The 18,236-nt window shown below is 61.0% G+C and carries 18 protein-coding genes; all 18 read left to right on the forward strand.

Annotation, left to right across the window (positions count from 1 at the left end; all coding sequences use genetic code 11):
• Positions 1-29 precede the first annotated feature (29 nt).
• The 18 genes from AC0IYH_RS03945 (at position 30) to AC0IYH_RS04030 (ending at position 18,125) form a co-directional block, all read left to right on the forward strand.
• Positions 30-959, forward strand: a complete 930-nt coding sequence (locus AC0IYH_RS03945; RefSeq protein ID WP_116626189.1) for a ketoacyl-ACP synthase III — start codon at positions 30-32, stop codon at positions 957-959.
• 265 nt (positions 960-1,224) lie between these two features.
• Positions 1,225-2,649: a flagellin N-terminal helical domain-containing protein gene (locus tag AC0IYH_RS03950; RefSeq protein ID WP_471833007.1), complete on the forward strand. Its 1,425-nt coding sequence runs from the start codon at positions 1,225-1,227 to the stop codon at positions 2,647-2,649.
• Positions 2,650-2,723: 74 nt separating this feature from the next.
• Entirely contained in the window at positions 2,724-3,074 is a 351-nt protein-coding gene (locus tag AC0IYH_RS03955) for a flagellar protein FlaG (RefSeq protein ID WP_471833008.1), read from the forward strand.
• 80 nt (positions 3,075-3,154) lie between these two features.
• Entirely contained in the window at positions 3,155-4,561 is a 1,407-nt protein-coding gene (gene fliD, locus AC0IYH_RS03960; protein WP_471833009.1) for a flagellar filament capping protein FliD, read from the forward strand.
• Positions 4,562-4,701: 140 nt separating this feature from the next.
• Positions 4,702-5,106, forward strand: a complete 405-nt coding sequence (gene fliS, locus AC0IYH_RS03965) for a flagellar export chaperone FliS (protein ID WP_101272336.1) — start codon at positions 4,702-4,704, stop codon at positions 5,104-5,106.
• A 41-nt stretch (positions 5,107-5,147) separates the two neighbouring features.
• Entirely contained in the window at positions 5,148-5,444 is a 297-nt protein-coding gene (gene fliT / locus AC0IYH_RS03970; RefSeq protein WP_101272335.1) for a flagellar protein FliT, read from the forward strand.
• Between the two features lie 168 nt (positions 5,445-5,612).
• The gene (locus AC0IYH_RS03975) at positions 5,613-7,088 is read left to right on the forward strand and encodes a sigma-54-dependent transcriptional regulator (RefSeq protein ID WP_116626193.1); all 1,476 of its coding nucleotides are present in this window, start codon (positions 5,613-5,615) and stop codon (positions 7,086-7,088) included.
• 110 nt (positions 7,089-7,198) lie between these two features.
• Positions 7,199-8,410, forward strand: coding sequence for a sensor histidine kinase (locus AC0IYH_RS03980; RefSeq protein ID WP_471833010.1), 1,212 nt, complete (start codon positions 7,199-7,201; stop codon positions 8,408-8,410).
• A 7-nt stretch (positions 8,411-8,417) separates the two neighbouring features.
• Complete coding sequence (locus AC0IYH_RS03985) at positions 8,418-9,794, forward strand: sigma-54-dependent transcriptional regulator (RefSeq protein ID WP_471833011.1); 1,377 nt, start codon at positions 8,418-8,420, stop codon at positions 9,792-9,794.
• 147 nt (positions 9,795-9,941) lie between these two features.
• Positions 9,942-10,271, forward strand: coding sequence for a flagellar hook-basal body complex protein FliE (gene fliE, locus AC0IYH_RS03990; RefSeq protein WP_116626196.1), 330 nt, complete (start codon positions 9,942-9,944; stop codon positions 10,269-10,271).
• Between the two features lie 16 nt (positions 10,272-10,287).
• Positions 10,288-12,066 (forward strand): flagellar basal-body MS-ring/collar protein FliF, encoded by a 1,779-nt coding sequence (gene fliF / locus AC0IYH_RS03995; RefSeq protein WP_116626197.1) that lies wholly within the window; start codon positions 10,288-10,290, stop codon positions 12,064-12,066.
• Entirely contained in the window at positions 12,059-13,078 is a 1,020-nt protein-coding gene (gene fliG, locus AC0IYH_RS04000; protein ID WP_010563975.1) for a flagellar motor switch protein FliG, read from the forward strand. Before fliF ends, fliG begins: the two co-directional genes overlap by 8 nt.
• A gap of 10 nt (positions 13,079-13,088) precedes the next feature.
• Positions 13,089-13,853: a flagellar assembly protein FliH gene (fliH, locus tag AC0IYH_RS04005; protein WP_122772307.1), complete on the forward strand. Its 765-nt coding sequence runs from the start codon at positions 13,089-13,091 to the stop codon at positions 13,851-13,853.
• Positions 13,843-15,201 carry a flagellar protein export ATPase FliI gene (gene fliI, locus AC0IYH_RS04010; protein WP_116626199.1) on the forward strand — a complete coding sequence of 453 codons (1,359 nt, stop codon included), beginning with the start codon at positions 13,843-13,845 and terminating at the stop codon, positions 15,199-15,201. Before fliH ends, fliI begins: the two co-directional genes overlap by 11 nt.
• Before the next feature lie 3 nt (positions 15,202-15,204).
• Positions 15,205-15,654 carry a flagellar export protein FliJ gene (fliJ, locus tag AC0IYH_RS04015; protein ID WP_101272330.1) on the forward strand — a complete coding sequence of 150 codons (450 nt, stop codon included), beginning with the start codon at positions 15,205-15,207 and terminating at the stop codon, positions 15,652-15,654.
• A gap of 72 nt (positions 15,655-15,726) precedes the next feature.
• Entirely contained in the window at positions 15,727-16,032 is a 306-nt protein-coding gene (locus AC0IYH_RS04020; RefSeq protein WP_471833012.1) for an STAS domain-containing protein, read from the forward strand.
• A complete protein-coding gene (locus AC0IYH_RS04025; protein WP_471833013.1) occupies positions 16,029-17,747 on the forward strand; it encodes an ATP-binding SpoIIE family protein phosphatase in 1,719 nt (572 codons plus the stop codon). The genes AC0IYH_RS04020 and AC0IYH_RS04025 overlap by 4 nt, the downstream gene beginning before the upstream one ends.
• Positions 17,748-17,777: 30 nt before the next feature.
• The gene (locus tag AC0IYH_RS04030) at positions 17,778-18,125 is read left to right on the forward strand and encodes an Hpt domain-containing protein (protein WP_116626202.1); all 348 of its coding nucleotides are present in this window, start codon (positions 17,778-17,780) and stop codon (positions 18,123-18,125) included.
• Positions 18,126-18,236: the final 111 nt, after the last annotated feature.

Consider the following 18,236-nt stretch of genomic DNA (forward strand, 5'->3'; position numbering starts at 1 on the left):
CTCCAGCTATTTAGTATTGGGAAGCCACAATGATTGGCATAAAAAGCATCGCCAGTTACGTGCCGGCAGACGGGATCGATAACTACGCCCAGGGTGCCAAATTCGCCAAGGATGAAGAGTTCATCATTGGCAAGATCGGTTCGGCGTTCCTGCCGCGCAAGGAAGCTGCGCAGGAAACCTCCGATCTGTGTGTCGAGGCGGTCAACGCTTTGTTTGCCAACAACCCGGATTTGAAGCGCGAATCGATTGACGCGCTGATCGTCGTCACCCAGAACGGCGACGAAGAGGGATTGCCCCACACCGCCGCGATCGTCCAGGACAAACTCGGCCTGCCGACCCACGTCGCCGCCTTTGATATTTCCCTGGGCTGCTCCGGCTATGTCTACGGCATCTACGCGATGAAGGGCTTCATGGAAGCCGCCGGCCTGAAAAACGGCCTGCTGATCACCGCCGACCCGTATTCGAAGATCGTCGACCCGGAAGACCGCAACACCACCATGCTGTTCGGCGACGCCGCCACCGCCACCTGGATGGGCGAAGACGCGCCGTGGCTGCTGGGCAAGTCGAAGTTCGGCACCGACGGCTCCGGCGCCCCGCATTTGAAGGTCAGCGACGGCGTGTTCTTCATGAACGGCCGCCAGGTCTTCAACTTCGCACTGCTTAAAGTGCCGGCGCACTTGCACGAGCTGCTCAACGAATCGAACCTCAAGGCCGATGAGATCGATGCGTTCTGCATTCACCAGGGCAGTGCGGCGATTGTCGACGCCGTGGCGCGCCGCTTTGAAGATGCGCCGGTGGACAAGTTCATCAAGGACATGGTCGAGACCGGCAACACCGTGTCGTCGAGCATTCCGCTGCTGCTGGAAAAGCACGTGATGGACGCCACCTGGAAGCGCGTGGCCATCAGCGGTTTTGGTGTGGGCCTGTCGTGGGGATCGGCGATTCTCTATCGCCCGTAACACCTTAATAGGTTGCAAGCGAAAACGCCGATGATCGAACGATCATCGGCGTTTTTTATTTGGCGCCAGAAAAGCCAATGAATGCGGGGTTTTGAGCTGACGTAAACCCTTGAATTGCAAGGGGTGGCACGGCGCCAGTAAAAAAAATCAAAAAAATCCTCAAGCAACTGCCCACCACGACGATAACTATTACGTAGGTTCTCAGGCCACACCCGGCGGTTGCCAGGGCCGGAAGCCGCAGTATCCATCCAACGAGGATTTCGTCATGGCTTTAACAGTAAACACCAACATTGCTTCGATCACTACTCAGGGTAACCTGAACAAAGCTGGCGGCGCCCTGGCCACTTCCATGCAGCGCCTGTCTTCCGGCCTGCGTATCAACAGCGCTAAAGACGACGCTGCCGGCCTGCAGATCGCTAACCGCCTGACCAGCCAAATCAACGGCCTGGGCCAAGCAGTAAAAAACGTGAACGACGGTATCTCCATCGCTCAAACCGCTGAAGGCGCGATGCAGGCTTCGACCGACATCCTGCAAAAAATGCGTACCCTGGCTCTGTCCTCCGCTACTGGCTCCCTCAGCGCTGACGACCGTAAGTCGAACAACGACGAATACCAGGCTCTGACTTCGGAACTGACCCGTATCTCCACCACCACCACTTTCGGTGGCCAGAAGCTGCTGGACGGTTCGTACGGTACCAAAGCTATCCAGGTTGGCGCCAACGCTAACGAAACCATCAACCTGAGCCTGGAAAACGTTTCGGCCAACAACATCGGCTCCCAGCAGCTGAAAAGCGTTGCCATCGCTCCAGGCACCGGTACTGTTGCAGGCGACATCGTTGTAACGGGTAACGGCCAAACCGGTACCTACACTGCCGGTGTAGGTGACTCGGCTAAAACCATCGCCAGCAACCTGAACGGCATCATCGGTGGCCTGACTGCAACTTCCAGCACCGAAGCCAAGTTCGCTGTAGACGAAGCTGCCGCCAAACTGGCTCCTGCCTCGTTTACCCTGACCGTTGGCGGTGCTGCCGTTGACTTCAAAGGTGTGACCAGCCAAGCCGGCCTGGCCGACCAACTGAAATCCAACGCCGCCAAGCTGGGTATCAGCGTCAGCTACGACGAAAGCAAAAAGACTCTGGAAGTGAAGTCCGACACCGGTGAAAACATCGTGGTCAGCGGCTCGACTGCTCCTGGTTCGGTAACTGTTGCTGCTAAAGACGGTGCAGGCGCTTACGGTACTGCCGTTGCCCTGGCCGACAACCTGATCGTTACCGGTCAAGTGTCGCTGGACTCCGCCAAAGGCTACTCCCTGGCTGGCGCTGGTGTTGCCGGTCTGTTCGCTGCCGGTGCTGCCACCGAAGCTGCTTCGACCAAGACCACCGTTGCTCAAACCGACGTGACCGACGCTACCAAGGCACAGAACGCCCTGGCTGTAATCGACAAGGCCATCGGCACCATCGACGGCGTTCGTTCGGGCCTGGGTGCTACCCAGAACCGTCTGACTACCACTGCAGACAACCTGCAGAACATTCAGAAGAACTCCACCGCTGCACGTTCCACCGTTCAGGACGTCGACTTCGCTTCCGAAACCGCCGAGCTGACCAAGCAACAAACCCTGCAGTCGGCTTCCACCGCGATCCTGTCGCAGGCTAACCAGCTGCCATCCGCTGTACTGAAACTGCTTCAGTAATTCCAGCGCTTGGTAACTAACGGAAGGGCGCGTCTACGTGCCCTTCCGTTTTTTCGGTTTAGAGGAGATTTGACATGGACATGAGTGTAAAGCTGAACCAGTCTTATCAGCCGGTTGCACCTCAAAGCGCACCTGCTCAGGTGGCAGCCGACAAAAGCATTAACACCGTCCAGGAAGCACCCGCCATCGGCAAGCAGCCGGAGCGCGCGGACCTGGAAAAAGCGGTTACCGATATGCGTGAGTTTGTACAATCGACTCAGCGCAGCCTGGATTTTTCGATTGATGATTCCACCCACCGTGTGGTGGTCAAGGTCATCAATACCGACAATGGTGAAGTGATTCGCCAGATTCCGTCGGAAACAGCATTGAAGCTGGCACAGAACCTTTCCAGCGCAAGCAACTTGTTGTTTGACGACAAGGCCTGAGCTGGCATGAAACTTGTTGCTGTCGTGGCTTGAGGCGTAATAAGTCAAGATAACGGCAGCCACCGAACAGGAGATAGATGATGGCGGGTTCAACGGTAAGTGGTATCGGTTCGAACATCGATACGCAAGCGATCGTGACATCCTTGGTCAACGCCGAGAAGGTGCCCAAGCAGACGCAGATCAATACCGCGTCCGCGAAAGCGACCACCACGCTGTCTTCGATCGGCAAGATTCAGGCGGCGCTGGATGCGTTCCGTGGCGCCCTGGACACCATGTCCACGGGCAACAGCTTCACTGGCTTGACCGGCTCTTCTTCGGACGAAAAGGTCGCCACCATGACGGCCAGCAACACGGCCTCCAACGGTAGTTTCCGTTTGATCGTGAGCCAGCTGGCGCAGGCGTCCAAGTTGTCGAGTGCAAACTACGCCGGTGGTGCAACCACCGTGGTAAACGCCACCGACAAGCCGACGACCCTGACCATTACCCAGTCGGGCAAGGGCTACGACCTGAGCGTGCCCGCCGGTGCGACCCTGCAACAGGTGCGTGACTCGATCAACACCCAGTTCGGCACCTCGGGCTTGAGTGCCAACATCCAGACTGACTCCAACGGCTCGCGGCTGATCCTGACCTCGACCACCATGGGTACGGGCTCGGACCTGACGCTGTCGGGCACTTCCGGGTTGGACACCGGCGCGACGGTGGTTGATAAGCCGTTGGATGCGCTGTACAGCATTGATGGTGTCAAATCCGTTTCCAAGACCAACAGCATTGAAGGCGCCCTCAGCGGGGTGAACATCAAGCTGGTGTCGGTTTCTGCACTGACGACGGCTGGCGATACAGGTGGTGTAGACGCCGTAAGGAACGCCACGCTGATTACGGTCAGCACCAACAACGCAGCCCTGAAGTCCGGGGTCAAAGGCTTTGTCGATACCTACAACGCCCTGATCACTGCGATGAACGCCGAAACCAAGGTCACCACCAACCTTGACGGTAGCACCACGGCGGCAGCACTGACCGGCGACTCGACTATGCGCTCGCTGCAGAATGCGATCCGCAACGAGTTCAATGCCCTGTCGGGCACTGGTACGTTGAAGTCCCTGGCGCAATTTGGTGTGAGCACCAGCTCGAGCACCGGGTTGCTGACACTGGACGATAAAAAGTGGGATGCGGCCGTTAAAACCAACGCCGCCGACATCAGCAGCATGTTTTCCGGCAAGGATGGCATGTTGGCGCGCATGAAAAGCGCCACGGATGATTTCGCCAAGACGAGCACTGGCATCCTGGCAACACGCTCCACATCGTTGTCCGACACCCTCAAGGACCTGACCAAGCAGCAGTCCTCGCTCGACGAGCGTATGACCCTGCTCACCAGCAGCCTGTCGGCCAAATACAACGCCATGGACACCCTGGTCGCCCAACTGCGCCAGCAAAGCACCAGCGTCATGACCACGCTCAATGCCTTGAACAACGTCAAGACCAATACTTGATCCACGGCTGACCAAAAAGGCCAGGCAACCTGCCTGGCCTTTTTTTATCCCAAGACGACTGGCGCTAAAGCTTTTTGCGAACCCGTCGACATATTGGTTACTAGAATCCTTTTCGCTGTCGCCTGTCACGAGGTAGAAACATGAATCCCATGAGAGCCCTTCGCCAATACCAGAAGGTCAATTCCCATGCTCAGATCTCTGAAGCCAGCCCACACCGCCTGGTGCAGATGCTGATGGAAGGCGGGCTCGACCGCATGGCCCAGGCCAAAGGCGCGCTGGCGCGTGGTGACATCGCGGCCAAGGGCCTGATGCTCGGCAAGGCCATCGACATCGTGATCGGCCTGCGTGACGGCCTGGATGCAGAAAAGAGTGATAACCCTGCTTACGTCCAGCAGTTGGAAAGTCTGTACGCCTACATGACCAACCGTCTGATGGAAGCCAACCTGCACAACGACGCCGACATGATCGACGAAGTCGCGCGTTTGCTGATTACCGTGAAAGAAGGCTGGGATGCTATCGCCGCGCCACAGGCTGTAACCGAGTAAGGCGCAGCAGAGAAGGGCCCGAGGGCCTTGAGGAATATGTCATGAGCCAAGCACTGCAACGCATTGATGAAACCCGCGAGGCGCTGATGGGCGCGCTGGCGGACCGTAACTGGGACGCCATCGGCGAGCTGGATCTGGGCTGTCGCGACGTGATCGAGCAGGTGCTCAGCGAGGCGCCGGTGGACGAGGATGCGTTGCGTGAGAAGCTGGAGAGTTTGCTGGCGGTGTATCAGCAGCTTTTGGAAGTGACGACTGGCGAGCGCCAGGCGATTTTCGAAGAGATGTCGCAGATCAACCAAGCGAAAAACGCGTCAAAGGTTTACCATCTGTTCGGCTGAACTGGCTCAGTTAATCCGAATGCGCGCCATAAATTTGACTGCGCGAGTTTTTTTGACTTAACTAGTGCTGTTTTCAGATTTCAGACGTCTCTTAATGTAAGAAGTCTTACAGACGTCTCGATTGCCCTCACTCTGGGCAGAGCGATTGACTAGGGAAGTTGCTATTGCATGTGGCGTGAAACCAAAATTCTGCTGATTGATGACGATAGCGTCCGCCGCCGCGATTTGGCGGTGATTTTGAATTTTCTTGGCGAAGAAAATCTTCCCTGCGGCAGCCATGACTGGCAGCAGGCGGTCAGCTCATTGTCATCGAGCCGTGAAGTCATTTGTGTGCTGATCGGGACGGTAAACGCTCCTGGCGCTGTTTTGGGCTTGTTAAAGACACTGTCAACCTGGGATGAGTTCCTTCCCGTGTTGCTGATGGGCGATATTTCTTCCGTCGACCTGCCTGAAGACCAGCGCCGCCGCGTGCTTTCCACCCTGGAAATGCCGCCCAGCTACAGCAAATTGCTCGACTCCCTGCACCGCGCCCAGGTCTATCGCGAGATGTACGACCAGGCCCGCGAGCGCGGTCGCCACCGCGAACCCAACCTGTTCCGTAGCCTGGTCGGCACCAGCCGTGCGATCCAGCACGTGCGCCAGATGATGCAGCAAGTGGCCGATACCGACGCCAGCGTGCTGATCCTCGGCGAGTCCGGCACCGGTAAGGAAGTGGTCGCGCGCAACCTGCACTACCACTCCAAGCGCCGCGACGGGCCATTTGTGCCGGTCAACTGCGGGGCGATCCCGGCAGAGCTGCTCGAAAGCGAATTGTTCGGCCACGAGAAGGGCGCCTTTACCGGGGCGATCACCAGCCGTGCCGGGCGTTTCGAGCTGGCCAACGGCGGCACCCTGTTCCTCGACGAAATCGGCGATATGCCGCTGCCGATGCAGGTCAAGCTGCTGCGCGTGTTGCAGGAACGCACCTTCGAGCGCGTGGGCAGCAACAAGACCCAGAGCGTCGACGTGCGCATCATCGCGGCCACCCACAAGAACCTCGAAAGCATGATCGAGGTGGGCAGCTTCCGCGAAGACCTGTACTACCGCCTCAACGTCTTCCCAATCGAGATGGCCCCGCTGCGTGAGCGCGTGGAAGACATCCCGCTGCTGATGAACGAGCTGATCTCGCGCATGGAACACGAAAAGCGCGGCTCCATCCGCTTCAACTCCGCCGCGATCATGTCCCTGTGCCGCCACGGCTGGCCGGGCAACGTCCGCGAGCTGGCCAACCTGGTGGAGCGCATGGCGATCATGCACCCCTACGGCGTGATCGGCGTGGTCGAGCTGCCGAAGAAATTCCGCTATGTCGACGACGAAGACGAGCAACTTGTCGACAGCCTGCGCAGCGACATGGAAGAGCGCGTGGCCATCAACGGCCACACTCCGGACTTCGGTTCCACCGCGATGCTGCCGCCCGAAGGCCTGGATCTGAAGGACTACCTCGGCAACCTCGAGCAAGGCCTGATTCAACAGGCGTTGGACGACGCCAACGGCATCGTCGCCCGTGCCGCCGAGCGCCTGCGCATCCGCCGCACCACCCTGGTGGAGAAGATGCGCAAGTACGGCATGAGCCGCCGTGAAGGCGATGAACAGGCAGATGATTGACGCCTGATTCCAAAGACCGCTGATTTATCAGCGGTTTTTTTTCGGCACGGGTATTGCTACAGCCCTCGCAACGTTCCGTTTAACTGACGGTCAGCCAGCGAGAGAGCATGATGCCCCACGCCGCCCAACAATCCGCCAGCCCTGCCATCCCGGGGCTTCTTCCGTCTGTAGAGCAGCAAAGCCGTCAGGGCCTTGAAACGGCCTTTTCGCTGTTCAACCAGATGTCGAGCCAATTGACTGACTCCTACAGCCTGCTCGAAGCGCGGGTGTCCGAGCTCAAGGGTGAGCTGGCGGTGGTCAGTGCCCAGCGCATGGAAGAGTTGGCCGAGAAAGAACGCCTGGCCAACCGTCTGCAAAACCTGCTGTCGCTGTTGCCCGGTGGCGTGATCGTCATCGATGAAGAGGGCCGCGTGCGCGAAGCCAACCCGGCTGCCTGCGACATGCTCGGCCTGCCGCTGGAAGGCGAGCTGTGGCGCCACGTCATCACCCGCTGCTTTGCGCCGCGTGAAGACGACGGCCATGAAATTTCCCTGAAAGACGGCCGCCGCTTGTCCATCGCCACCCGTTCCCTGGACGCGGAACCGGGCCAGCTGGTGCTGCTCAACGACCTGACTGAAACCCGTCACCTGCAAGACCAGCTTGCACGGCATGAGCGGTTGTCGTCGCTGGGGCGCATGGTCGCTTCTCTGGCGCATCAGATCCGCACGCCGCTGTCGGCGGCGTTGATCTACGCCAGTCATTTGACTGATGAGCAATTGCCCGCCGCCACCCACCAGCGATTTGCCGGCCGCCTCAAGGAGCGCCTGCATGAGTTGGAGCACCAGGTGCGTGACATGCTGGTGTTTGCCCGTGGCGAATTGCCGCTCACCGACCGCCTCACCCCGGCCGAGCTGATGCAGGCCCTGCAAGCGGCTGCCGCCACCCATATCGAAGATGTCCAGGTGCGCTGGCAGTGCGACAGCCACCTCGGCGAATTGCTGTGCAACCGCGACACCCTGGTCGGTTCGCTGCTCAACCTGATCGAAAACGCCACCCAGGCCAGCGGCCCCGGCGCGCGGCTCAAGGTGCACCTGTACAACCGCGGGCAAACCCTGCGCCTGTGCATCAGCGACAGCGGCAGCGGCATCGACCCTGCCGTGCTGCAACGTCTGGGCGAGCCGTTTTTTACCACCAAGACCAACGGCACCGGCCTCGGGCTGACCGTGGTCAAGGCCGTGGCCCGTGCCCATCAGGGAGAATTGCAGCTGCATTCCCGTGTAGGGCGTGGCACTTGTGCATTGATGACCTTGCCGCTGTTTTCATGCGCGGCAAGCGCGGAGTAAAAAAGTAATGGCTATCAAGGTTCTGTTGGTGGAAGACGATCGCGCCCTGCGTGAAGCATTGGCTGACACGCTGCTGTTGGCGGGCCATGACTACCGGGCGGTCGGTTCTGCCGAGGACGCCTTGGAGGCGGTGGAGCAGGAAACCTTCAGCCTGGTGGTCAGCGACGTGAACATGCCTGGCATGGACGGCCACCAGTTGCTCGGCCTGCTGCGCGCGCGCCAGCCGCAACTGCCGGTGTTGCTGATGACCGCCCATGGCGCCGTGGAGCGCGCGGTGGATGCCATGCGCCAGGGCGCGGCGGATTATCTGGTCAAACCCTTCGAGCCCAAGGCGCTGATCGAACTGGTAGCACGGCATGCCCTCGGCGTGATCGCGGCCAGTGAAGGCGAGGGCCCGATTGCCTTCGAGCCCGCCAGTGCGCAATTGCTCGAACTGGCCGCCCGCGTGGCGCGCAGCGATTCCACCGTGTTGATCTCCGGCGAGTCCGGCACCGGTAAAGAGGTGCTGGCGCGCTATATCCACCAGCAATCGACCCGCGCCAAACAGCCGTTTATCGCCATCAACTGCGCGGCGATCCCCGACAACATGCTCGAAGCCACGCTGTTCGGCCATGAAAAAGGCTCGTTCACCGGCGCCATCGCGGCCCAGGCGGGCAAGTTCGAACAGGCGGATGGCGGCACCATATTGCTGGATGAAATCTCGGAAATGCCCCTGGGCCTGCAAGCCAAATTGCTGCGCGTGCTGCAGGAGCGTGAGGTTGAGCGCGTCGGCGCACGCAAGCCGATCCAGCTGGACATCCGCGTGGTCGCCACCACCAACCGCGACCTTGCCGGTGAAGTAGCGGCGGGGCGCTTCCGTGAAGATTTGTTCTACCGGCTGTCGGTGTTCCCGCTGGCCTGGCGCCCGTTGCGCGAACGCCCGGCGGACATCATTCCGCTGGCCGAGCGCCTGCTGAACAACCACGTCAAAAAAATGAAGCACGCCCAGGCGCGGCTATCGGCCGAGGCCCAGGCTTGCCTGATCAGCTACCCGTGGCCGGGCAATGTGCGGGAATTGGACAACGCCATCCAGCGCGCGCTGATTTTGCAGCAGGGCGGCCTGATCCAGCCCCAGGATTTCTGCCTGGCCATGGGCAGCGGCGCCGCGCCACTCCCCACCCTGGCGCCTGCGCCGGTGGTGGCCGAAGCCGAATCGGCCGGTGCCCTGGGCGACGATCTGCGCCGCCGCGAATTCCAGATGATCATCGACACCCTGCGCGCCGAGCGCGGCCGCCGCAAAGAGGCCGCCGAACGCTTGGGCATCAGCCCACGCACCCTGCGCTACAAGCTGGCGCAGATGCGCGATGCCGGGATGGATGTGGAAGCGTATCTGTTCGCCACCTGACCACCGGTAATAACAACCGGTAACAAGGTCGACAACCTTTGTCGCCTTTTCTTACGAGTTGATACAGAGCTGGCACCCTTGTTGCTACCTCCCCTAGTAATCGCTGCCTAGTGTCAAAAATTTGCGTGTTGCCGGAGAGAGAAGGTCATGAGCCAGGGTATTGAGTTCAATCGGTTGATGTTGGATATGCGCTCCATGCAAATGGATGCCATGGCTCAACCGAAATCCGTCGCGCAGGCGCCGGAATTGGGCCAAAGCAGTTTTGCCGACATGCTCGGTTCGGCTATCAACAAAGTCAGCGACACCCAGCAAGCCTCCAGCCAGCTCGCCAACGCGTTCGAGATCGGCAAAAGCGGCGTGGACCTCACCGACGTGATGGTCGCTTCGCAAAAAGCCAGCGTCTCGTTCCAGGCATTGACCCAAGTGCGTAACAAGTTGGTTCAAGCCTATCAAGACATCATGCAGATGCCGGTTTAAGGACGAGATTTAAGTCATGGCAGAAGCAGTCGTGGATAACGTACCCGCCAAGACAGACGGCAAGCCGCCGCTGTTTGGCCTGTCGTTCCTGGAAAACCTCTCGGAAATGACCATGCTGCGTCAGGTGGGCCTGATGGTCGGCCTGGCTGCCAGCGTGGCGATTGGTTTTGCCGTGGTGCTGTGGTCGCAGCAACCGGATTACCGGCCGCTGTACGGCAGCCTGGCCGGCATGGATTCCAAGCAGATCATGGAAACCCTGGCCGCTGCCGACATCGCCTACACCGTGGAGCCCAACTCCGGCGCTCTGCTGGTCAAGGCTGACGACGTGGCCCGTGCGCGCATGAAGCTCGCGGCCGCCGGCGTGACCCCGTCCGACAGCAATATCGGTTTCGAAATCCTCGACAAGGACCAGGGCCTGGGTACCAGCCAGTTCATGGAAGCCACCCGCTACCGTCGTGGCCTCGAAGGCGAACTGGCGCGCACCATCTCCAGCCTGAACAACGTCAAGGGTGCCCGCGTGCACCTGGCCATCCCGAAAAGCTCGGTGTTTGTGCGCGACGAGCGCAAGCCAAGCGCCTCGGTACTGGTTGAGCTGTTCTCCGGCCGCTCCCTGGAGCCTGGCCAGGTGCTTGCGATCATCAACCTGGTGGCCACCAGTGTTCCCGAGCTGAGCAAATCGCAAATCACCGTGGTCGACCAGAAGGGCAACCTGCTCTCCGACATGGCCGAAAACTCCGCGCTGACCCAGGCCGGCAAGCAGTTCGATTACAGCCGACGCATGGAAAGCATGCTCACCCAGCGTGTGCACAACATCCTGCAACCGGTGCTGGGCAACGACCGCTACAAGGCTGAAGTGTCCGCCGATGTGGACTTCAGTGCGGTCGAATCGACCTCCGAACAGTTCAACCCGGACCAGCCCGCCCTGCGCAGCGAGCAGTCCACCAGCGAACAACGCACCGCCAGCAACGGCCCGCAAGGTGTGCCGGGGGCCCTGAGCAACCAGCCACCGGCGCCGGCCTCGGCCCCGCAAACCACCGGCGGCGCCGCCGCCACCGCTGGCGCGATCCAGCCTGGCCAGCCACTGTTGGACGCCAACGGCCAGCAGATCATGGACCCGGCCACCGGCCAGCCAATGCTCGCCCCGTACCCGGCCGACAAGCGTAACCAGTCGACCAAGAACTTCGAACTCGACCGTTCCATCAGCCACACCAAGCAGCAACAGGGTCGCGTCAATCGCCTGTCGGTGTCGGTGGTGGTCGATGACCAGGTCAAGGTCAATGCCGCTGACGGCGCCGTCACCCGTGCCCCGTGGAGCGCCGACGAATTGGCGCGCTTCACTCGCCTGGTGCAGGACGCCGTCGGTTTCGACGCCAGCCGTGGTGACAGCGTCAGCGTGATCAACATGCCGTTCTCCGCCGAGCGTGGCGAAGTGATCGCCGAAGCAGCGTTCTACACCCAGCCGTGGTTCTGGGACATCGTCAAGCAAGTGCTGGGTGTGTTGTTCATCCTGGTGCTGGTGTTCGGCGTGCTGCGCCCGGTGCTCAACAACATCACCGGCAATGGCAAGAAACAACTCGCCGCCTTCGGTGGCAGCGACGTCGAGCTGGGTGGCATGGGCGGTCTGGATGGCGAACTGGCCAACGACCGTGTGAGCCTCGGCGGCCCGCAAAGCATCCTGTTGCCTAGCCCGAGCGAAGGTTACGACGCTCAGCTGAACGCAATCAAAAGTCTGGTGGCAGAAGACCCGGGTCGTGTGGCCCAGGTCGTGAAAGAGTGGATCAACGCAGATGAGTGATAATCGAGCCGCTGTTGCCAAGCTCACCAAGGTCGACAAAGCCGCAGTTTTGCTGCTGTCCCTCGGTGAAACCGACGCCGCCCAAGTGCTGCGCCACATGGGCCCCAAAGAGGTCCAGCGCGTGGGCGTGGCCATGGCGCAAATGCGCAATGTGCACCGCGAGCAAGTCGAGCAGGTGATGAGCGAGTTCGTCGAGATCGTCGGCGACCAGACCAGCCTGGGCGTCGGCTCCGACAGCTATATCCGCAAGATGCTCACCTCGGCGCTGGGCGAAGACAAGGCCAACGGCCTGATCGACCGCATCCTGCTGGGTGGCAACACCAGCGGGCTGGACAGCCTCAAGTGGATGGAGCCGCGCGCCGTGGCCGACGTGATCCGCTACGAACACCCGCAGATCCAGGCGATTGTGGTGGCGTACCTCGACCCCGACCAGGCCGGTGAAGTGCTCGGCCACTTCGACCATAAAGTGCGCCTGGACATCATCCTGCGCGTGTCGTCGCTGAACACTGTGCAGCCAGCGGCCCTGAAAGAACTCAACACGATTCTGGAGAAGCAGTTCTCCGGCAACTCGAATGCCTCGCGCACCACCCTGGGTGGTATCAAGCGCGCGGCGGACATCATGAACTTCCTCGACAGCTCGGTCGAAGGCCAGTTGATGGACTCGATCCGCGAGATCGACGACACCCTGTCCGGCCAGATCGAAGACCTCATGTTCGTGTTCAACAACCTCTCCGATGTCGACGACCGTGGCATCCAGGCGTTGCTGCGCGAAGTGTCCTCCGACGTGCTGGTGCTGGCCCTCAAAGGCTCGGACGAAGGCGTCAAAGAGAAGATCTTCAAGAACATGTCCAAGCGTGCCTCCGAACTGTTGCGCGACGACCTCGAGGCCAAAGGCCCGGTGCGCGTCAGCGACGTGGAAACCGCACAGAAAGAAATCCTCACCATTGCCCGCCGTATGGCCGAAGCCGGAGAAATCGTTCTCGGTGGGAAGGGCGGCGAAGAAATGATCTAAGGCGCCCCTCATGTCGAACAAAGATGAGGCGCCCAGCGATCTGATTCGCGCACGGGACGTCGGTGGGTTCGACATCTGGTCGTTGCCCAGCTTCGACCCGCATGTGCCCGAGCCTGAGCCGGAGCCGGTTGAGGAACTACCGGCAGAAATGGAAGAAGTGCCGCTGGACGAAGTCCAGCCACTGACCCTGGAAGAGTTGGAAAGCATCCGCCAGGAGGCCTACAACGAAGGCTTTGCCGCCGGCGAAAAAGACGGTTTTCGCGCCACCACCCTCAAGGTGCGCCAGGAAGCCGAGGAGGCCCTGAGCGTCAAGCTGGCCAGCCTGGAACGCCTGATGGGCACGCTGTTCGACCCCATCGCCGAGCAGGACTCGCAGATCGAAAAATCCATGGTCGGCCTGGTGGAGCACATCGCTCGCCAGGTGATCCAGCGCGAGCTGGTGCTCGACTCCAGCCATATCGAAAGCGTGATGCGCGAAGCCCTCAAGCTGCTGCCCCTGGGCGTCGGCAATGTGCGGCTGTACATCAATCCGCAGGATTTCGAACAGGTCAAAGCCCTGCGCGAGCGCCATGAAGAAACCTGGCGCATTGTCGAGGACGCGGCGCTGCAGCCCGGCGGTTGCCGCGTCGAAACCGAACACAGCCGCATCGATGCCACGGTGGAAACCCGCATCAGCCAGATCATGGCCAAGTTGCTCGATCAAGTGCACGAACAGGTGTTGAACCCGGCCGAGCCGGACCTGAGCGTGGACCTGGACGCCCCCGATGCGCCTTGACCGCACCAGCTTCGCCAAGCGCCTGAGCGGCTACGTCGAGGCCACCGAATTGCCGGCCCAGCCGATCCTCGAAGGGCGCCTGCTGCGCATGGTCGGCCTGACCCTCGAAGCCGAAGGCCTGCGCGCCGCCATGGGCAGCCGCTGCATGGTGATCAACGACGACAGCTACCATCCGGTGCAGGTCGAAGCCGAAGTGATGGGCTTTTCCGGCAACAAGATTTTCCTGATGCCCGTCGGCAGCCTGGCCGGTATCGCCCCCGGCGCCCGCGTGGTGCCGCTGGCCGACACCGGCCGCCTGCCCATGGGCATGAGCATGCTTGGCCGCGTACTCGACGGCGCCGGTCGCGCGCTGGACGGCAAGGGCGGCATGAAAGCCGAAGACTGGGTGCCGATGGACGGCCCCACCATCAACCCGCTCAACCGTAACCCCATCAGCGTGCCGCTGGACGTGGGCATTCGCAGCATCAACGGCTTATTGACGGTCGGCCGCGGCCAGCGTCTGGGCCTGTTTGCCGGTACCGGTGTAGGTAAGTCGGTGTTGCTGGGCATGATGACGCGCTTTACCGAGGCCGACATTATTGTGGTCGGGCTGATCGGCGAGCGGGGTCGCGAGGTGAAGGAGTTCATCGAGCACAGCCTCGGCGAAGAAGGCCTCAAGCGTTCGGTGGTGGTCGCTTCGCCGGCGGATGACGCGCCGCTCATGCGTTTGCGCGCCGCCATGTACTGCACGCGTATTGCCGAATATTTTCGCGACAAGGGCAAGAACGTCCTGTTGCTGATGGACTCGCTCACGCGTTTCGCCCAGGCCCAGCGGGAAATCGCCCTGGCCATCGGCGAACCGCCGGCGACCAAGGGCTACCCGCCGTCGGTGTTCGCCAAGCTGCCCAAGCTGGTGGAACGTGCCGGTAACGCCGAGGCGGGCGGCGGTTCGATCACCGCGTTCTACACCGTGTTGTCCGAAGGCGATGACCAACAAGACCCGATTGCCGACTCGGCGCGGGGCGTACTCGACGGCCACATCGTGCTGTCGCGGCGCCTGGCGGAAGAGGGGCATTACCCGGCCATCGATATCGAAGCGTCCATCAGCCGGGTAATGCCGGCGGTGGTCACGCCGGAGCATATGGCCCGCGCGCAGCATTTCAAACAGTTGTGGTCGCGCTATCAACAAAGCCGCGACCTGATCAGCGTGGGCGCCTATGTGGCCGGCGGTGACCGCGAAACCGACCTGGCCATCGCGCTGCAACCGCAGTTGGTGACCTACCTGCGCCAGGGCCTCAACGACAAGATCAGCATGGGTGAAAGCGAAGCGCACCTGGGCTCGATCTTCGCCCCGGCGCCAGGCGGCTAAGCCATGGCCAGCACCCGCTCTTCACGCCTGGCCCCAGTGGTGGACATGGCCGAAAAGGCCGAGAAAACCGCGGTGCAGCGCCTGGGTTATTTCCAGGGCCAAGTGCGCTTGGCCGAAAGCAAGCTGGGCGACCTCGAGCGCTTTCGCGCCGAATACCAGGAGCAATGGATCGAGCGCGGCACCAAAGGCGTGTCGGGCCAGTGGCTGATGGGTTACCAGGGCTTTCTCAACCAGCTGGAAACCGCCGTCGGCCAGCAGCGCCAGAGCCTGGCCTGGCACCAGAACAACCTCGACAAGGCTCGCGAGAGCTGGCAGGAAGCCTTTGCCCGCGTCGAAGGCTTGCGCAAGCTGGTGCAGCGCTACATCGACGAAGCCCGCGCGATTGAAGACAAGCGCGAACAAAAGCTGCTGGATGAGCTTTCCCAGCGACTTCCGCGCCAGTCACAGTTCTAAATGTGGTGTTGCCCACAGTCGGTTCACCTGCTAAACCTTGTTGCACATTGCCAATGACAAGGAAGCAGTCGCATGTCAGTCGTTTCTGAAATATCCGAAGACAGGAAAAAATTGACGATCCTGATCAAGGGACGCTTCGATTTCAGCAGCCACCAGTGCTTCCGTGAAGCCTACGAACGTATCGACTCCAGGCCCGATGCCATCGTGGTGGATTTGAAAGAAACCACCTACCTCGACAGTTCTGCCCTCGGCATGCTGTTGCTGCTGCGTGACCATGCCGGCGGTGATGGTGCGGATGTGCGGGTGGTCAACAGCAATTCCGATGTGCGCAAGATCCTCGCTATCTCCAACTTCGACAAATTGTTCGACATCAGTTGAGCGCCCTGGCCCCCGTGCTTGAAGCGCTGACCATCCTGATCGCCGAGGACAGCGCCGCCGACCTGCTGCTGCTGTCGACCATCGTGCGCCGCCAGGGCCATCAGGTCCTCACCGCCAGCAATGGCGCGCAAGCGGTGGAGGTGTTCACCCGCGAGCGTCCGCAACTGGTGTTGATGGACGCGCTGATGCCGGTGATGGACGGCTTCGAGGCCGCGCGCCGGATCAAGCAGCTGGCCGGTGAAGAGCTGGTGCCGATCATCTTCCTCACCTCCCTGCGCGAAAGCGAAGCGCTGGCCCAGTGTCTGGATGCCGGTGGCGATGACTTTTTGCCCAAACCCTACAACCAGCTGATCCTGGCGGCGAAGATCAACGCCATGGACCGCCTGCGCCGCCTGCAAGCCACGGTGTTGCAGCAGCGCGACTTGATTGCCAAGCACCATGACTATCTATTGCATGAGCAGCGCGTGGCCAAGGCGGTGTTCGACAAGGTCGCGCATTCCGGTTGTATCAATGCCGCGCCGAATATCCGTTACCTGCAGTCGCCCTATGCGCTGTTCAACGGTGACCTGCTGCTGGCGGCGTACACGCCCTCCGGTGACATGCATGTGCTGCTCGGCGACTTTACCGGCCATGGCCTGCCGGCAGCGGTAGGTGCCATGCCCCTGGCAGAAGTGTTCTACGGCATGACCGCCAAGGGCTACGGCCTGGCGCAGACCCTGCGCGAGATGAACGCCAAGCTCAAGCGTATCCTGCCGGTGGACATGTTCTGCTGCGCCACCTTGTTGTGCCTGAGCACCCAGCGGCGGGTGGTGGAGGTGTGGAACGGCGGCATGCCTGATGGCTATGTGCATGAGGTTGCCACCGGCAAACGCACGTCGCTGCAGTCGCGGCATTTGCCCTTGGGCGTGCTGTCAGCGCAGGCGTTTGATGACCGCACCGAAGTTTGGCCCATGGCGCTGGGTGACCGCGTGTTTTTGCTTTCCGATGGCGTGCTGGACACCGCCGACGCGAATGACCAGCTATTTGGCGCCGAGCGTTTGCAGCAGGTGTTCGCCGCCAACCGCGAGCCGAACCGCCTGTTCGAAGACATCGAGCAAGCCCTGGCGGCGTTTCGCGGTGAAGTGCGCGATGACGTGAGCATGGTCGAAATCACCCTGCAGGACGGCCAGGCGCTGCGCGCCACCGGGCCGCTGTATGCCGACAGCGGCCAGTCGTGCCCGCTGGATTGGTCGGTGAGTTTCGAGTTTCGCGCCGAAACCCTCAAGCGCTACAACCCGCTGCCCTACCTGCTGCAACTGCTGCTGGAGATTCATGGGCTGCGTGAGCAGAGCGGGGCGCTCTACAGTGTGATGGCCGAGCTGTATTCCAATGCGCTGGAGCATGGCGTGCTGGGCCTGGACTCGCGGCTCAAACGCGATGCTCAAGGTTTTGCCGAGTATTACCGTCAGCGTAATGACCGCCTGGCGCTATTGAACACGGGGTTTTTGCGCGTGCATGTGGAGGTGGTGCCGACGCCATCGGGCGGCAAAATGAGCTTGCGCCTGGAAGACAGCGGCCCGGGGTTTGACGTGGAGCAGGTGCTGGCCCGACCGCTGGATATCGACCGTCTGTCTGGCCGGGGGCTGAGCCTGGTGCGTCAGTTGAGCAGCGATGTACGCTGGTCGGACGGCGGGCGTAGCGTCTGCGTGGAGTTTTGCTGGGGGGGTCTGGCATAATCCGCCGATTCTTGATCAAGGAGCGAGCAAGTGGCAGAGATTCATATGGACCCGGAGGTGTTGTCGGGTTTGCAGGAGGTCATGGAAGGCGAGTACCCCAAGTTGCTGGATACCTTTCTTGATGACTCCCAGAAGCGGGTCGAGGCGTTGCGCAAGGCGCGGGGGGATGCGCCGGCTTTGGGGCGGATTGCCCATAGTTTTAAAGGTAGCAGCGGGAATTTGGGGGCGGTGCGGTTGGCGCAGTTGTGTCAGCGGCTTGAGGTGGAGTCGTCTGAGGTGACGGCGGACCTTGGGGATTTGGTGGACCAGATTGATCGGGAGTTTGCTTTGGTCCGGCCTTTGTATGAGTCCGAGCGGGAGCGGTTTGCCGGGGTTTGAGTTGTGTGTATATCCGTTGTTTAGGTAACGGCGGCTTATGGTTCCGCTCTTACAGCGGGTCACTTTTGGAAGGACCCAAAAGTAACCAAAAGGTCCTCGCCCCACCACTCG

The organism is Pseudomonas sp. AC463, assembly GCF_979253585.1.

What these genes read in the sequence shown, in the direction of transcription:
- AC0IYH_RS03945 (WP_116626189.1), top strand. Translation starts at nt 30, where the DNA reads ATGATTGGCATAAAAAGCATCGCCAGTTACGTGCCGGCAGACGGGATC.
- AC0IYH_RS03950 (WP_471833007.1), top strand. Translation starts at nt 1,225, where the DNA reads ATGGCTTTAACAGTAAACACCAACATTGCTTCGATCACTACTCAGGGT.
- AC0IYH_RS03955 (WP_471833008.1), top strand. Translation starts at nt 2,724, where the DNA reads ATGGACATGAGTGTAAAGCTGAACCAGTCTTATCAGCCGGTTGCACCT.
- fliD (WP_471833009.1), top strand. Translation starts at nt 3,155, where the DNA reads ATGGCGGGTTCAACGGTAAGTGGTATCGGTTCGAACATCGATACGCAA.
- fliS (WP_101272336.1), top strand. Translation starts at nt 4,702, where the DNA reads ATGAATCCCATGAGAGCCCTTCGCCAATACCAGAAGGTCAATTCCCAT.
- fliT (WP_101272335.1), top strand. Translation starts at nt 5,148, where the DNA reads ATGAGCCAAGCACTGCAACGCATTGATGAAACCCGCGAGGCGCTGATG.
- AC0IYH_RS03975 (WP_116626193.1), top strand. Translation starts at nt 5,613, where the DNA reads ATGTGGCGTGAAACCAAAATTCTGCTGATTGATGACGATAGCGTCCGC.
- AC0IYH_RS03980 (WP_471833010.1), top strand. Translation starts at nt 7,199, where the DNA reads ATGCCCCACGCCGCCCAACAATCCGCCAGCCCTGCCATCCCGGGGCTT.
- AC0IYH_RS03985 (WP_471833011.1), top strand. Translation starts at nt 8,418, where the DNA reads ATGGCTATCAAGGTTCTGTTGGTGGAAGACGATCGCGCCCTGCGTGAA.
- fliE (WP_116626196.1), top strand. Translation starts at nt 9,942, where the DNA reads ATGAGCCAGGGTATTGAGTTCAATCGGTTGATGTTGGATATGCGCTCC.
- fliF (WP_116626197.1), top strand. Translation starts at nt 10,288, where the DNA reads ATGGCAGAAGCAGTCGTGGATAACGTACCCGCCAAGACAGACGGCAAG.
- fliG (WP_010563975.1), top strand. Translation starts at nt 12,059, where the DNA reads ATGAGTGATAATCGAGCCGCTGTTGCCAAGCTCACCAAGGTCGACAAA.
- fliH (WP_122772307.1), top strand. Translation starts at nt 13,089, where the DNA reads ATGTCGAACAAAGATGAGGCGCCCAGCGATCTGATTCGCGCACGGGAC.
- fliI (WP_116626199.1), top strand. Translation starts at nt 13,843, where the DNA reads ATGCGCCTTGACCGCACCAGCTTCGCCAAGCGCCTGAGCGGCTACGTC.
- fliJ (WP_101272330.1), top strand. Translation starts at nt 15,205, where the DNA reads ATGGCCAGCACCCGCTCTTCACGCCTGGCCCCAGTGGTGGACATGGCC.
- AC0IYH_RS04020 (WP_471833012.1), top strand. Translation starts at nt 15,727, where the DNA reads ATGTCAGTCGTTTCTGAAATATCCGAAGACAGGAAAAAATTGACGATC.